Raw genomic sequence first — 16,400 nt, 5'->3', positions numbered from 1 at the left:
GGACTTTAACGGAAACTAGAGGATAACTTGAATAGTTTCAATAATCCTTTAACTATCTTTAATTGTTCTATTTTGATATTCACAAGAATAAGTGTATAATTAGGCATAACTGAATGGTTATGAAGGGTTGATAATATGCAAAATGCATTGCGGAATATGAATAATAAATGGAAGAAAAAAGCCATGAAAGCGAAAAAAAGTGATTATCTTCAAAAAATTTACGAGAAAAATACTAGTACAGGAAATTACGTTATACAGGTAGCTTTAGACAAGTATAATGATATATTTAATGACTGGGATCGTGCTCCTTTTAAAAAAAGAGACATGGATCCGGATTTAGCAATTTTTCTTGAAAACTGTTTTGAAGAGATTCCGGCTAAACATGGAGTAGATATATGTTTCTACTTACCAAAAGAGGAAAAAGACGTAAATCGAGAAGAAGTGTTAATTGCAGGTATTAAAACCTACTATTCTTTTTATTTGCATCAAGAAATTAAAGTTTTAAAGGATAATTATCGCAGATTATTTAAATATTTAATCACAGCACTTAGTCTGCTAGCAGTGTCTGTTTTTTTAAGTACTAGTGTTGGTAGTAATATAGTTTTAGGAACGGTACAACAAGGATTTAATATAGGTGGATGGGTGTTTTTGTGGGAAGTTATATCAATGGTTATTTTTAGAGGTAGAGAAGTTAGTTCTGAAATTAATAAATATCAAAGGTTTTTGAATTCATTAATTTATTTTAAATATGGTAATGAAAATCCATTATTTTAGTATAGTGAATTTAAAAAAAGCTCTATGAAAATTTTTCTTAGAGCTTTTTTATTTTGAAAAAATCATCTGGCAATTCCAGGTGATTTTGTTTTAAAGTTTAAATGGAGCCTCTAAAAAAGTGTATTTTGGAAGACCATTTTCAATAGAAATTTTTGGTTCTCCCATTATTAATGGTAAGGTATATTCGTAGGCTTCACGAGTTACATTATTACCTTCCTCATTAATCCATTCTAGAGGGAAATATTTAATGTTATTAGCAACCTTTACAGTTTCAAGTACAAAAGGTTCGGAGGCATATGGAGAATTTGAAAGTCTTTTTATACCTATCATGTTTCCGCTTATTCCGTCAATAGAATAAGCAGCAGCAGCTTTACCTACTTCATAGGCCTCATCAATATCAGTTTGTGATGCACAGTGCATAGAACAACGTTGGATTGTAGAAAGTTCTAAAACCCTAACCTTTTGCGCGGTAGAAGTTGTTAAAAGTAAATCCTTCAGGTATGCACAAACACCACCTAACTGAGCATGACCAAATTTATCAAGGCCAGTGGATGAAGCTTCGCCTATAAATTTGCCTTCTTTAGTTCTTATACCTTCAGAAACTACTACAAAGACATGATTTTTTTCAGTAAGTTTTTTACTTATATCCCTTAAAAAATTCTCTGTACTAAAAGCAACTTCTGGAAGATATATGAAATCTGCAGCAGGGTTACCATTAATTGTTGCAATACAAGCACTAGCTGCTAGCCATCCAGTATCCCGTCCCATAGTTTCAAGTATGAAGACTCCTTTTGCAGGATATACACTGGCGTCTAGGAAATTTTCAAGAACTGATGTGGCAATTAGTTTAGCTGCACTACCAAAGCCAGGGGTATGATCCATAATTGGCAGGTCGTTATCTATTGTTTTAGGAATTCCAATAAATTTTACATCCTTATTATGCTGCTTTGCGTAAATACTAAATTTATGCACAGTATCTTGTGAATCATTACCTCCGATATAAAAGAAGGTTTTAATTTCATGTTTTTCTAATATTTTAAAAAGCTTTAAGTACTCTTCAGGGCTTTCTTCTACGGATTTCAACTTATATCTGCAAGAGCCAAGACCAGAAGATGGAGTATATCTTAAGCCTTTAACCTCGTCATAGGGTATGTTAGATAGGTTTACGATACGGTCGTTTAAAATACCCTGTATTCCGTTTATGCCAACATAAACGTTATCATAGTATTGAGAGTTAATATTCTCATCTAGCACGCCAATGGCACTAGCATTTATTACAGATGTTGGACCTCCTGATTGAGCTACTATACAATTTTTCATTTTAGAATTTCCCCTTTCCATTGGAATTAAATTGTGATTACAATTAATAGAATGTACTAGTTGATTATAAGGTATAAATTTAAGTTACTCAAGATAGAATTTAATTTTAAATGAGCCATTCTAAAACAATAAGAATAATTAATCTATTACATATAAGGTTTACATTTTGCATAAAATATTAGAGGTGTAACAAAATATATATTTTGTATTATTTAAGGAAGGTGGTACACTAATGCCCATAATAGATTTTCATTGTGATACAATCATGAAGTTTATGGATAAAAACCTAGAATCAGTTTTAAAAGAAAATAATTTAAATGTAGATATTTGTAAATTGAAAAAGGCAAATTCTATTGCACAGTTTTTCGCTCTTTTTGTAGAGCTGGATAAGGCAAAGGACCCCTTAGAATATTGCTTATTAATGCTAGATAAATTTTATGAAGAATTAGAAAAAAATATCGGGGACATTGCCTTGGCCACAAACTATCAGGAACTTATGGATAATATGAAAAAGGGGATGATTTCTGCATTTCTAACTATCGAAGAGGGTGGGGTTCTTAAGGGAAAAATCCAACAATTGAGAAATTTTTACAAGCTAGGGGTAAGGCTTTTGACCCTTACCTGGAATTTTCCAAATGAGCTAGGGTTCCCAAATAAAAATAAGGAAGATAGAAGTAAGGGGCTTACGGATTTTGGAATTGAAGTTGTAAGTGAGATGAATAATATCGGCATGATTATCGATGTTTCTCATTTATCAGATGCTGGATTTTATGATGTAGCAAAGTACTCTAAAAAACCATTTGTAGCCTCTCATTCTAATTCAAGGTCAATAAGTAACCATCCTAGGAATTTAACTGATGATATGATAAAAGTTCTTGCTGCACGCGGTGGCGTAATGGGAATTTGTTTCGAAAAACAATTTCTAGGCAGTAATGAGTTCAGTAGAGTAGAGGATATGGCGTGCCATATAGCCCATATAAAAAATGTGGGTGGAATAGACTGTATTTCTATTGGTTCTGATTTTGATGGAATAAGTAACCAGGGCCTTGAAATTAAGAATATTGGTGAAATAGAGAAATTATCAATAGCCTTGAATAAAAATAATTTTAGTCCAGAGGAAATGGATAAAATTTTTTATAAGAATGCCATAAGAGTTATAAAAGAAGTGCTTTAGTAATATATATATTTTTTTATCAGCAGAAGATTATATAATTATGATGAATTATTATAATAGTAAAAATATGGAATAAATTTAAAATTATTTTAATAAATTGGAAGACTAATTTTATTATTAATGATAAAATATATGTATAATGTTTTAAAGATTCTGGTAAATCTTTGCGATATAAAATCAGGAGGGGTACAATGGCAAACAATAATACAAACCATGGAAAAGAATTGAAGAATAACATAATTTTAAAAGAAGTTAATATAAGAGGAAATTTATGTGGTGAATTCGCTGAGTATACTATTGATCATGTATATGAAAATAAAGGAACAAATGATGTAGAGGCAATCTATACTTTTCCAATTCCAGAGCGAGCAGTTATATCAGGTTTTGAAGCAGTACTAGGTGGTAGGACTATAAAGGGATTAATACAAGATAAAGATGAAGCAAATAAAATATATGAGAATTTTAATCAAAAGGATAATAACACATTTTTGCTTGAAGAATTTAGTGATAATATATTTAGAATAGTTATAGGTAAGATAATTCCAAATGAAGTTGTAAAAATAAAAATATCTTATATAGAAGAACTAAGCTATGAGAATAGAAACTTAAAATTAGTTATCCCTACAATAATAGCTCCAATAAATCTTTCGAAAGATAATACACTAGATTCTAGTGCATTAGGCAGCATCCATAAAGATAACGATTATAAATTCACTTTAAGGCTACTTGTTGAATCTTTAACAAAATTAGAATTTAAGTGTTCTTCTCATAAAATAAAGGTGGAATATGAAGAAAATAATTTATATAAAGTAACTTTAGATGGAAACAATCAAAGAATGGATAAGGATTTAGAAATCATACTAGAAGAACTAGAAAAATTAGAAACTACAGGAATGATATATGATTACCCAAGGGATGATAAAGGAATTTTATATTTAAGATTCATACCGGACCTTGAAATTGAGCAAAAGTCATCTGGTTCAAACTATATATTCCTTTTAGATATATCACAATCAATGGACGGAAATAAATTAATAGAAGGTAAAAACGCACTTCAACTATGCCTTAGAAATTTAACATTAGGAGATACCTTTAATATTTGTGCCTTTGGAGATAAGCTTAATTTCTTCGCTAAAGAAACGAAGGTTGATTTTAATGAAGAAAATTTAAGTAGTGCCAGCAAATGGATTGAAGAACTTAAAGCAGAAAAAAATGCAGTGATTTTTGATGCAATAAAGTATGCACTTCTTGGAAAAAGTGAAAAAGAAGAAAATGTAATTTTCTTATTTACAGATGATTTGGTGGAAAACGAAAAAGAAATATTAAATTTTGTGGAAGAAAATATTAAAGAAAGTCGAATATTTCCTTTTGGAATAGATACTTTAGTAAATAGCTATTTTATAAATAAATTAGCTCGTATTTCTTATGGTGCTGCAGAAGTTATATACCCTGGGGAGAGAATTGAAGATGTTGTGCTTAAACAATTCAATAGAATTAAAAATCCTCAAGTTACTGATATTGAAATTGATTGGGGTAAAATGAAGGTTGAAACAACATTCCCAAGAACTATTGAATATATGTATGATAAAGAGCCGTTCTCAATTTTTGCTAAAATTAATGGAGAAGTTGGCGGAGTAGTTACTTTAAAAGGAAAAGTTGGTAAGGAGAGAATTCAAAGAATAATTATGCTGAATGACCTTGAACTAGAGGAGAATGTTAATTTAATTGAAAAAATATGGTATAAAAAACGTATAGAATCTCTTCAGCATAGAGTAAAATATGAACGTGGGGAACTTCAAGAGGCAATGAACAATAAGATTGTAGAAATTTCTAAAAAGGTTGGCATAATTTGCAAAGAAACTTCTTTTATTCTTTATGAAGAGATGGAAGATCCTATCTTAGGCATAAGAATAAGAGAAATTCTACCTGTTAAAACCACAAAAAGCTTAGAACTTTCCTATGAAAGTTTAGATGGAGACTCTGAATCAACAGCATTTTATTATAAAGATTTATCAATATTAAAAAAAGAACATGATAAATATGCTGGTTTTGAAAGAAAGCAGTTATTAAAAGTCTTAGCATCTAATCAATTTGCTAGTGGGGCTTTTGGTATCAATGTGGATGACAGTATAGAAAACAATATTAGATATACTACAAAAGCAATGTTAGCCTTTGTCATAGGTAATGAAGATACCAAAATATATACTAATCAATTAAATAAATCAATAGAATTTTTAAATAAAGCATTGAAAAATACTGATTTAGATTTAAATAAAGATGACTATTTAAATTTATTATTACTTTTCAAATTATCTATTAAAAAAGACATAGTACTATCTTTTTATAAAGAAAATATTGACAAGGAAATTCATAAAATCCAAGGAAAATTCCAATTGCAGGATAGTGATGTAGTTGAAATTAAGAGTGAATTTATCAAGAGATTAGGAGTAAATCCTAATGAGCCTAAGGATACACTTCAATATATAATCCATACTGCTATTTTAAAGACTATCTAAACATTAGACAAAGATCCCACAGGATATATATGTGGGATCTTTGTCTGTTTATATGTAAAAGATGAATAGTTATTATTTTAGAATCATGATATATTATATTTAGAAATTGTAAGTTAAAATAAAGTGTCTTAAAAAATAAGAACTAGTGATTTTTTAAGGCTCTTAAGTATAAGGAAGTAAGGATAATGATAGGACAAAATATAAAAGATTTAAAATACAATGAGCAGGAAATAGTTAAAAAAAGAAATGCTATAAGAAATAAATTTATGCTTAAATCTGAAAATGTGAATACAGGAAATATACAATGTATGTCAAATCAGGACATAAAAATTTTATTCGATTTATACGATGAAGAATTTTTTAAGAGTTATTTTAGAGACAATTTCAAGGAAAGCATAAATTTTTCTTTATCTACTAGGATGACTACCGCTGCAGGGAAGACTATGTATAGTAGAAAAATAAAGCTATTAGAGGAAATAGAAAAAACTTATGAAATAAGGATGGGCATAAAATTCTTTTTTCAGTATTATAAGGTAGAAAGAGATAAGATAGTATCTGGTATAAATACAAAGGACTCTCTAGAGGCATTTCAAATAGTTTTTGAACATGAATTATGTCATTTAATTGAGTTCCATCTTTACAGTGAATCTAGTTGTAAAAAGCGAAGGTTTAAAACTATGGTTAATAATATATTTGCTCATACAGAGGTAAATCATCAATTGCCAAGTCAAAAGGAGATAATTTCACTGGATTATGGCTTTAAGATAGGACAAAATGTGTGCTTCTCTCATGAGAATAAAAAATATAGTGGATTCATTTATAAGATAAATAAAAGAGCAACAGTTATGGTAAAGGATAAGAAGGGTACTTATAAAGATGGGGAGGGAAATACATATTCTAAATGGTATGTAAACTTTGAACAATTAGTATGATGCACAAAAGCTACAATGAAAATTTTTAAGGGCAGGTTTAGCTAAAACCTGCCCAATCCTAGGAAATATGGAAAGCTCAGAACGATTTACACTACAACATATACACATCCCTACACACCTAAGGATAATCTTTCGACTATATATAAGCATTACACAACATGCATACATCTTTGCTCGATTAAAAGATGTACCTTGGAGAACATATATAATCTTCCGACTATATACAATCCCTAACTCTTAGCATCATAGTTAATTATTAAAGTATAACTGGAACATAATGTTATACACTACAACTGGAGCCTGCGGCACATAATCTAGTCTTAGCTCGACCATTACACATCTATTAAGATCCTATACACACAGTTATGCAAATATACAACCTTTTCAAGACACATAATGATCTTCCCTCTGGCATAAATTAAGCCATAACGACCTAAGATACACCTTTGGCCGAATATTAAAAAGCTATTTATAACCTCGTAATACTCTTCGCTCAACCAATCTAAACCCTCTCCTTAAGTATTCTTACCCGATGTGGTTTTATTATGCAAAAACTAATAAAAAAAAATAATAATATCATAGTATATTATGAGTAGAAAAGGTAATTTTAATAAACATTACTACATATGGTTATAATCTATGATATAATTTATATATAATTGCTAATAAATTTAAATATTCATCTTTAGCTTTTATTAATATAATATTTTATTAGGAAGGTGACAAAAATGAAGAAAATTCTTTCAGTAATATTATGTAGTGTATTAATGTTTACATTGGTTGCTTGTGGAAAAGACCAAGTAAAAAAAGAGGATAGTTCAAAAAGTATAGTTAAAGAGCAGCCAAAAGAACCTTCTAAAGTAGTAGGAGGTACCGTGGAACCAAAAGTAGAACCTAAAACCGAAGAAATAAAAAGTAGCGAAGTGTTACTTTATTTTAGTGATGATCAAGCTATGAACTTAGTAGGTGAAAAAAGAACTATAGAAAAAGCTACAGCTAAATCTATTGTAGGCGAATTAGTAAAAGGACCTAGTGCACAAAGCGCAGGAAAATTAATTGCAACATTACCTGTGGATTTAGAAATAATAGATGTGCAAGTTAAGGAAAATATTGCTTATGTTGATTTTAAAAGCAGTGCAACTGATAAAATATCTGGTGGATCTACAGGGGAGACAATGGCTTTGTATTCAATTATAAATACATTAGTTTTAGATAAGGAATTAGGGGTAAAAAAGGTTCAATTTCTTGTTGAAGGAAAAAATGTGGAAAGTATTAAAGGTCATGTTGATGTTAGAAAACCTATCAGTGAAAATCTAGAAATGATAAAAAAATAGTATTTATACACTATAACCATATAATTCTTTACATAAAAGAATGAAAATAAAGAACAAGTCAAATATGATAGCATACTGACTTGTTCTTTATTTTTGTGGATCTAAGATAAAAAAGGTAAGTTATTATAAAATAACTTACCTTTTAACCCAAGGGATTTTTTGACCACTCAAAGCAATCTACGCTACAACATATACACATCCCTACATACCCATTTGAGCATTACAGCACATACATACATCTTTACTCGACCATATAGAACACCTTGGGAGCTAAAAATAATCTCTCGATCAAGAATAACCCCTAGTAATATACTAATAAAACCTGCGGCAACCTATATCATCTTAGCTCGACTATCACACGTCCGGGAGAACCATATAAGTACGGTTGGGCACATATATAGCTGTTAAGAACCCATAATAATCTTCCCTCCGGCATATAAAAAACCTTAGCAGATATCGTATACACCTTTGGCCGAATACTCTAAAACTATTTCCAGTCTAGGAGCACTCTTGACTCAACCACTTTGAATCATCTACTAAGATTATTATATGCTTTTTTAAATTTATTATACTATAAGGCATCAAAAAACCTTAGAAAAAATGTTAATTATTTTCCAGCAAGAACTTCTTTCATAGAGGTTATAATAAATTTAATATTTTCTTTAGAAATCCAATTGTGTGTAACAAAGCGCATTAATCCATCTTCTTCTCCATTAATTTTAATTCCTCTGTTATAAAATTTTTCTACTAATTTATCGGTACTAAACCCAGTAGCACTCATATCAAAGAAAACCATATTAATATGGGTATCTTCACTATTTACTAATATGCCAGGAATTTTTGATAATTCTTCTCCAAGTAATATAGCATTTTCATGATCTATTTTAAGCTGTGGAATCATTTCTCGCAATGCTATAAGTCCTGCTGCAGCTAAAATACCAACTTGTCGAAGGCCTCCACCTAAAACTTTTCTTTTCTTTCTTGCCTTGGCAATAAATTTCTTATCACCAGCCAGTATAGAACCTATAGGAGCACAAAGAGCTTTTGACATGCAAAACATTACAGTGTCACAATATTTAGTGATTTCTTTTGCATCTACATTTAGGTATGCAGCAGCATTAAAAAGTCTTGCACCATCTAAATGAACTGGAACGACCTTCTGCTTTGCTAAATTATAAATTTTTTCCATTGTACAAAGCGGTATTACTCTACCACAAGAATGAGCATTTTCTATGCATATAAGACCTGTACTAGGATAATGTATATCCTCATCTTCTTTTCTAATTCTAGCTTGGATTTGTTTAGGGTCCAGTTCTCCCTTATTACTGGTTAGAGTTCTAAGCTGAACCCCAGCAATTACTGAGGATGCGGCAACTTCATGTACCACTATATGGCAATCATCACCAAGAATAACTTCATTACCGCGGGTGCAATGGGTAAATAGCGCTAGCTGATTTCCAAAAGTACCACTTGGCACAAATAGTGCAGCTTCTTTGTTAACTAGTTTAGCAGCATATTCTTCTAAGGCTATTACAGTTGGATCATCACCATAAACGTCATCTCCAACCTCAGCTGTAAACATAGCTTGTCTCATATTTTGTGTAGGCTCCGTTACTGTATCGCTTCTTAAATCTATAAATTTCATATACATATCCTCCTATCAGTTTGCTTAAGTACATAACAATTCTCAATTGTTATGTACCATATGAATCACTATAAATACTATTATAGCTTAAAATTTTTCAAAGTTGTATGAAATTATAAAAATTCAATCTAGTTGAGCGATATATAGAATTGGTTTTTATGGTAAAATATCTATAATGATATCTGAAAAAAGGTGGTGGAAAAGTAATGAGTGGGACATTTCGGTTTATTCATGCTGCGGACTTGCATTTAGGATCTTTTCTTAATATAAAGGGGGACCCATCAGAAGAAATACAAACCTTATGCAGAGAAGCTGTATATAATGGATTTGAAAGGGTATGCAATATTGCCACTGCGTATAAGGTGGATTTTATATTGATTTGTGGAGACGTATATGACAGTTATTTAAGGTCAGTGAGGAGCAATAGATTTTTTATTAATCAATGCTTACGACTAAGTGAAATAAATATAGGTGTATATGTTATTTACGGTAATCACGATGCTGCAAGTAATAAGCAAGAATTGTTTGATATGCCTATAAATGTTCATATATTAAGTTCTGATAGTGCAGAGATTTTAGAAGTATGTAAAGATAATGAGATTATAGCAAAAATTGTTGGGAAATCCTATAAGCTTCGAGCCGAAAGAGAAAAAATTTATGAAAACTATTTATTGGATAATGATTGCTTTAATATTGCAATGCTACATACTGCAATGGAGGGGGATAATAAAAATTATGTTCCTTGCACTTTAGATGAACTTAAGGCGGTACCTAATATAGATTATTGGGCCCTTGGACATATTCATAAAACTAATATTCTAAGTGATACAAGGCCTATTATAGCTTTTTCAGGAATCCCTCAAGGCCGTGATATGGGAGAGCGGGGGCAAGGCGGAGTTTTCTATGTTGAGGTTTGCAAAAAAGAAATTGTTAATATGGAGTTCTTACCTATAGCAACAATTATATATAAAAAAGCAGAAATAATAATTGGTGAAGAAAACAAGATAGAGAATTTCAGTGATTTAACAGAACTGATTTTAGAGAAAACTAGAGAGGTAACATATGTTCTTCCCAAAAGTTCTAATGAATTGACGCAGGCAAAGCAAGCAATAAATGAGGAAATTAAAGGCTATATTTTGAAATTAGTAATAAAAGGAAGAACAGAGCTTCAGGATAAAATAACTCATATGAAGGAAGATGATTATAAACAGTTTATAGAAGGTATAAACGAAGAACTTTCAGAGGGGAAATGTTTTCTGTGGATAGATTCAATAATATTTAGAACTGCTCCACTTATGCAAGATTTTGAAAATATGAAGATGCAAAACTCTATTTTTGGTGATTTAGATGAAGTAATCAACTTATATAGGGAAGAGGGAGAAGATAGAGTACAACTTGTGAAAAACTGGGGTTCCATTTGGAAGAAGCAAATTTTCACGGAAAATATAGATGAAGATAAATTTGATTTTGATGAAGAAATTATTGAGGATATTATATTGCAAGCAAGGGAACTAGTTATTGAAAAATTAGCAGAAGCTTTAGAGTTAATTTAGGGGGTGAGAATTTGAAAATAAGGCAGTTAGACATTAGAGATTTTGGGGTGTTCCAAGGTGAAAAACTTGAAAACTTAGGGGAGGGGATAATAGTTATTGGGGGAGCAAACAGGTCCGGAAAAACTAGTTTAATGCAGCTAATTAGAAATATACCCTATGGGTTTTCTCAAAATAGTAATCTACCGCCACCTAAATTCCAATATGATGTGAGATGCGATTTGATAGTCGATGAGGGTAATGAAGTAAATATATTGTTAAAAGGATTTAGTAATCCGGAGATAGTTTATAAAAATATCATAGATAATAAGTATAGCAATGGGTTATATAATATAGATAAGGCAACCTACAGAGAACTATTCACTATAAGTCTTGATGAACTTAATAAGAGTTCAGATAAGGAAGATAGTAATCTTCAGTCCATGCTACTAGGTGCGGGCTTTAAGCACATTATAAAAATACCAGTGGCTTCTAAAGAATTAAGGGAAAAAGCTAATATCATTGGTGGAACTCGGGGAAATCCATCTACTAAGATGTTTAAGCCTTATACGGAAAATATTAAAAAGAGTCTAGAAGGAAGAAGAAAATCCATGGGGCTTCTAGATACCTTTGTGCAAAAGAAAAAAATATTTTCAAAGCTTCAGGATACTATAATTTCAAAAGAAGTGGAACTTCTAAATAGCAATAACAATATAATTAAATTAGAGATGTTAAAGCATAATTATGAGCTTAATGAAAATAAAAAGAATCTTGAAGGAGAGCTTAATAATTATTTATTTAATCCTGAGGATATAAGGGAATATAATATAGAAAAAGCAAAAGCTCTAAAAACACAATATATTAAAGAACTAGAACAGTATAATAATGACAACCTTGAATTTCAAAGTCAAACATCCAAGGATAAGCATATTAAAGAGTTGCTTCTTGAAAATAAGGTGGAAATCAGTAACTTTTATAATGGTATATCAGGCATTAAAGAAATGAGAAAAAATCTACTCATTATAAAAAAAGAATATTATGAAAAGACACAAGCACTGATGAATAAAATTAAAAAAGCTAACAATAATTGGTCTAGTTTTAATATTGTTGAAGAAATTAATTGTGATGAGGTAGAGCAAGATATATTAACTAGCAATATAGAAAATTTTAGAAAAGTAGAGTCCGAAATAGTAATTTGCAATAAAAAAATTGGAGACTTTAAAATTCAAAGAGAAATCTTAGAAAAACAAATTAGACCCTATGATTCTATGTTTTATGCTAAAAAATATTTTAAATTTACACTATTCACTATGATTTTAGGACTTGTATTGTTTTTTATAGATAAATTACTGGGATGTTCAATAATATTCGTTGGAGGCATAGGCACAGCAATATATTTGTTTATAAATTACTCAAATAGCAAACTAATGTTAAATAGAAATTTGGAAACTAAAGCAAGCATTGACAACATAGAGATTGTTTTTAGTAAAAGCCTTGGGGAACTAAAAAATTTAGAAGAAAATTCAATAGAAATGAACAATGTCATGGATGAGTACAGGGATATTTTAAAGCTTGATGCCAGAGTAACAGCTGAGGGTATTAAAGATTATTTTAAAATTGCAGCTTTTTTAAAGGATGAAATATGTGAATATAATTTATTAAAGAAAAAACTAGACAATGAATTTAGTGCTATCTGTGGATATTTGAATAGTATTAATGTGCTGCTTAATAAGTTTGATGGTTTTAATACTAAAAATTCAGAGCAAATAAGCGTAAAAGAAATAGATATAGATAATATTTCTAATAGTTGTAATGATATATTACTAAAGGTAGAGGTTTTATATAAGCATTTGATGCTAGGAGAAAGAACTGAAAAGAGCTTTTCAAAATTGAGTATTGTAGAGAAGGAAATAGAAGAGTTTTTAGCTAGAGGTAATTTAGCTATAGATATTTCTTTGGCATATAATTCTCAGGAAAATCAGTGTGAAAATGTAATTTTGTTATTAGAAAAATATATAAGTAAGGGTGAAAAGTATACAGAATATATGAATCATCAGAATGAATTAAAAATTATTAATGACAAGTTATTGCAAGCTGTAAAAGGCCAGCGTATAGGGCGATTACTACAGGATGAAAAAAGAGAACTTGAACAGAGCAGAGATGAAAATCTATTAGAAATCCTGGATGATTTATATAAGCAGTATGATAGTGATTCTGAACTTAATTATGATTATGAGGTTTTAAGTAGAGACAATAAGGACTTGGTAAGACAATTAGATGATTTAAAGAATGAAAAACAGACTATAAAAGATGAGATTGGAGCATTGAATTCTGATGAAAAGTTACTGAAATATGAGCAAGACATTAGAGAAGCAAGAAGTCAGTTAAGACCACTTGCAGAAAAATACGCAATTTATAATACAGCAGCATTATTCTTAGAAAAAATTAGAGAGAGATTTTTAGAAAACACCAAGGATAAGCTTTTAAAAGGAGCTAGTGATATTCTGCGTGAAATAACCTCAGGAGAATATAAAGATATTATGCCTATGGAAGATTTAATGCAGGGAGACTTTAAAACAGTACTACGAGATGAGAGTATTATGGAAAGTTCAAAAGGATTAAGTAGGGGTACAAAAGAACAATTATTCTTGGCAGTTCGAATAAGTAGAATAAAAGAAATTAAGCCAAGTTTGCCAGTTATACTTGATGATTCCTTTGTTAATTTTGATATAGCACATACTAAAAATACAGTTAAAGCCTTAGTAAATCTTTCAAAGACACATCAAATTTTTGTGCTTACTTGTCATGCAACCTTAGTAGAATTAATAAATTCACAATGCATTCAGGCTCAATACTTTAAATTAGATAAGGGTAAATTTACAAAAAGCACTGGGAGAGACCTGCAAGAATATCTAAAAACACTATAAGGACATTTAATTTTTTGAAATAGGTGTATAAATAATGGTATAATTAATTTTCAAAGAATTATCAATGACGTTTAAGTCAGAGACTATTAATGTAATTTAACAGAAAGTGAAGTGGTACATATCAGTAAGGCATTATTTATTACGGAAAAACCAAGTGTTGCTGCAGAGTTTGCTAAAGCTTTAAAAATAAATGGGAGAAAATCAGATGGATATATAGAGTCTGATAAGGCTGTTGTTACCTGGTGTGTGGGACATCTAGTTACTATGAGCTATCCAGAAAAATATGATGTAAAATTGAAAAAATGGTCTTTAGATACCTTGCCATTTTTACCTAAGGCATATAAATATGAAGTTATAGAGGGCGTGAAAAAACAATTTAATATAGTTAAGAGTCAACTACTCCGCGAAGATATTGATAGGGTTTATGTTTGTACAGACTCTGGGAGAGAAGGGGAGTACATATATAGATTAGTGGATGATTTGGCTGGGAATCCTAATAAACAAAAACGAAGAGTTTGGATAGATTCACAAACGGAAGAGGAAATTATTCGTGGTGTTAAAGAAGCAAAGGATTTGAAAGAGTATGATACATTATCTGAAGCCGCTTATTTAAGAGCAAAAGAGGATTATCTAATGGGAATTAATTTTTCAAGACTTCTAAGTTTAGTCTATGGAAAAACTGTAAGTAATTATCTTGGAAAAAATTATATAGTTATTGCGGTGGGACGAGTAATGTCTTGTGTACTTGGAATGGTAGTTCAAAGAGAAAGAGAAGTTAGAGAGTTTATTGTTACTCCATTTTATAAGATTATAGGAAGCTTTAAGGTAGATGAAGAATCTATTTATGAGGGAGAATGGAAAGCAGTAGAAGGCTCTGAGTATTTTGACTCACCACTTCTTTATAATGAGGGTGGATTTAAAAAACAAGAAACGGCAGAAAAATTAATAGGAGAACTTAGAGATTCTAGTATAGAAGGCAAAGTTCTAGTTGAGAATGTTACTAAGAAAAAAGAAAATAAGAATGCTCCACTACTCTTTAATTTAGCAGAAATACAAAATGAGTGTTCTAAAAAATTCAAAATAAACCCAGAACAAACTCTTAGTCATATTCAAGCTTTATATGAGAAAAAAATGCTCACATACCCAAGAACAGATGCTAGGGTATTATCTACATCTGTGGCAAAAGAAATTAATAAGAACATACAAAAGCTAACAAATTTCAAGGGAGACTCTGAAATAAAAAATATAGCTGCAAATATTCTAGAAAAAAAATGGTATAGTAATATAGCTAAAACAAAATATGTTGATGATAGCAAGATTACAGATCATTATGCGATTATTCCAACAGGAGAAGGTCTTCAAAACTATTTGTCTTTAAAAGACATAGAAAAGAAAATCTACGATTTAGTGTTACGACGATTCCTTTCAATATTTTATCCCCCTGCTGTTTATAGCAAGGTTTCTGTTATAACAAAGATTCACAAGGAAAGATTTTTCACAACAGACAAGGTTTGCGTTGAACTTGGGTATTTGCAAGTTTTAAAACCTGATAATGATAGTAATGATAGTGAAAGCAAAAATATGAAATTTTTAAGTACCTTAAAAAAAGGTCAAGTTGTGAATTTGGAAGACTTAATTGTAAAAGAAGGTAAAACTTCTCCTCCTAAAAGATTTACTACAGGTTCAATAATTATAGCCATGGAAAATGCGGGTAAACTTATTGAAGATGAAGAACTAAGAGAGCATATAAAAGGATCTGGAATTGGTACAAGTGCCACTCGTTCAGGAATATTAACAAAGCTTGAAAAAATAGAATACATCAAATCTAATAACAAAACCCAGGTAGTTATGCCAACGCTCCTTGGAGAAATTATATATGATGTGGTAAAAAATTCTATACCAACTTTGCTAAATCCAGAATTAACAGCTAGTTGGGAAAAAGGATTAACCATGGTTACCCAAAATGAAATAGCGGGGAATTTGTACATGGATAAGCTTGAGAATTATATTATTAAAAATACTGATAGAGTACTTAAACTAAATAATGCCTTAAGGCTTAAAAACAATTTTGATTCTGTAAGTTCATTTTACAAAAACCCTCAAACTGGGGTGGAGTAATTTTATATGTTTTTTTTATTTTATAGGAAACAGTTTGCGGAAGTGGCTGTGGATAACATTTATACTCGACCGTAGGGAGAATTTGTTCTTTACACGGTAAAGAAAGTATATATTACGTAAACTTCATTTGA

The 16,400-nt window shown here is 30.4% G+C and carries 10 protein-coding genes; 8 read left to right on the top strand and 2 right to left on the bottom strand.

The genetic code is table 11. The features are described from left to right. Positions 1 to 156 precede the first annotated feature (156 nt). Positions 157 to 774 (top strand): hypothetical protein, encoded by a 618-nt coding sequence (locus tag G9F71_RS18435; protein ID WP_125005903.1) that lies wholly within the window; start codon positions 157 to 159, stop codon positions 772 to 774. Positions 775 to 864: 90 nt separating this feature from the next. Here G9F71_RS18435 and G9F71_RS18430 read toward each other — a convergent pair whose 3' ends face one another. Then, entirely contained in the window at positions 865 to 2,094 is a 1,230-nt protein-coding gene (locus G9F71_RS18430; RefSeq protein WP_164949224.1) for a 6-phosphofructokinase, read from the bottom strand. A gap of 232 nt (positions 2,095 to 2,326) precedes the next feature. Between G9F71_RS18430 and G9F71_RS18425 the strand changes: the two genes are divergently transcribed. The 4 genes from G9F71_RS18425 (at position 2,327) to G9F71_RS18410 (ending at position 8,050) form a co-directional block, all read left to right on the top strand. Then, positions 2,327 to 3,268, top strand: a complete 942-nt coding sequence (locus G9F71_RS18425) for a dipeptidase (RefSeq protein ID WP_164949223.1) — start codon at positions 2,327 to 2,329, stop codon at positions 3,266 to 3,268. 191 nt (positions 3,269 to 3,459) lie between these two features. Then, positions 3,460 to 5,784, top strand: coding sequence for a VIT and vWA domain-containing protein (locus G9F71_RS18420; protein WP_164949222.1), 2,325 nt, complete (start codon positions 3,460 to 3,462; stop codon positions 5,782 to 5,784). A 185-nt stretch (positions 5,785 to 5,969) separates the two neighbouring features. Continuing rightward, positions 5,970 to 6,716 (top strand): SprT family zinc-dependent metalloprotease, encoded by a 747-nt coding sequence (locus G9F71_RS18415; RefSeq protein WP_164949221.1) that lies wholly within the window; start codon positions 5,970 to 5,972, stop codon positions 6,714 to 6,716. A 728-nt stretch (positions 6,717 to 7,444) separates the two neighbouring features. Continuing rightward, complete coding sequence (locus G9F71_RS18410; protein ID WP_164949220.1) at positions 7,445 to 8,050, top strand: GerMN domain-containing protein; 606 nt, start codon at positions 7,445 to 7,447, stop codon at positions 8,048 to 8,050. Between the two features lie 607 nt (positions 8,051 to 8,657). Here the strand turns inward: G9F71_RS18410 and ltaE are convergent. Beyond that, complete coding sequence (ltaE, locus tag G9F71_RS18405) at positions 8,658 to 9,695, bottom strand: low-specificity L-threonine aldolase (protein ID WP_164949219.1); 1,038 nt, start codon at positions 9,693 to 9,695, stop codon at positions 8,658 to 8,660. Positions 9,696 to 9,901: 206 nt separating this feature from the next. Here ltaE and G9F71_RS18400 point away from each other — a divergent pair, with 206 nt between their 5' ends. The 3 genes from G9F71_RS18400 to G9F71_RS18390 all read left to right on the top strand — a co-directional run bounded on the left by G9F71_RS18400 (position 9,902) and on the right by G9F71_RS18390 (position 16,269). Further along, positions 9,902 to 11,248: an exonuclease SbcCD subunit D gene (locus G9F71_RS18400; RefSeq protein ID WP_164949218.1), complete on the top strand. Its 1,347-nt coding sequence runs from the start codon at positions 9,902 to 9,904 to the stop codon at positions 11,246 to 11,248. 11 nt (positions 11,249 to 11,259) lie between these two features. Next, entirely contained in the window at positions 11,260 to 14,151 is a 2,892-nt protein-coding gene (locus G9F71_RS18395; RefSeq protein WP_164949217.1) for an AAA family ATPase, read from the top strand. A gap of 120 nt (positions 14,152 to 14,271) precedes the next feature. Then, the gene (locus G9F71_RS18390) at positions 14,272 to 16,269 is read left to right on the top strand and encodes a DNA topoisomerase (RefSeq protein ID WP_164949255.1); all 1,998 of its coding nucleotides are present in this window, start codon (positions 14,272 to 14,274) and stop codon (positions 16,267 to 16,269) included. Positions 16,270 to 16,400: the final 131 nt, after the last annotated feature.

Origin of the sequence: Clostridium sp. FP2, from assembly GCF_011065955.2 — a bacterium.
GTDB classification, from domain to species: domain Bacteria; phylum Bacillota; class Clostridia; order Clostridiales; family Clostridiaceae; genus Clostridium_AD; species Clostridium_AD tagluense.
This window is presented reverse-complemented; position numbering and strand designations above follow the sequence as displayed.

Excerpts from the sequence above, each read along its gene's own strand:
- G9F71_RS18410 (WP_164949220.1), top strand. The coding sequence starts at position 7,445 with ATGAAGAAAATTCTTTCAGTAATATTATGTAGTGTATTAATGTTTACA.
- G9F71_RS18430 (WP_164949224.1), bottom strand. The coding sequence starts at position 2,094 with ATGAAAAATTGTATAGTAGCTCAATCAGGAGGTCCAACATCTGTAATA.
- G9F71_RS18415 (WP_164949221.1), top strand. The coding sequence starts at position 5,970 with ATGATAGGACAAAATATAAAAGATTTAAAATACAATGAGCAGGAAATA.
- G9F71_RS18425 (WP_164949223.1), top strand. The coding sequence starts at position 2,327 with ATGCCCATAATAGATTTTCATTGTGATACAATCATGAAGTTTATGGAT.
- ltaE (WP_164949219.1), bottom strand. The coding sequence starts at position 9,695 with ATGAAATTTATAGATTTAAGAAGCGATACAGTAACGGAGCCTACACAA.
- G9F71_RS18400 (WP_164949218.1), top strand. The coding sequence starts at position 9,902 with ATGAGTGGGACATTTCGGTTTATTCATGCTGCGGACTTGCATTTAGGA.
- G9F71_RS18420 (WP_164949222.1), top strand. The coding sequence starts at position 3,460 with ATGGCAAACAATAATACAAACCATGGAAAAGAATTGAAGAATAACATA.
- G9F71_RS18435 (WP_125005903.1), top strand. The coding sequence starts at position 157 with ATGAATAATAAATGGAAGAAAAAAGCCATGAAAGCGAAAAAAAGTGAT.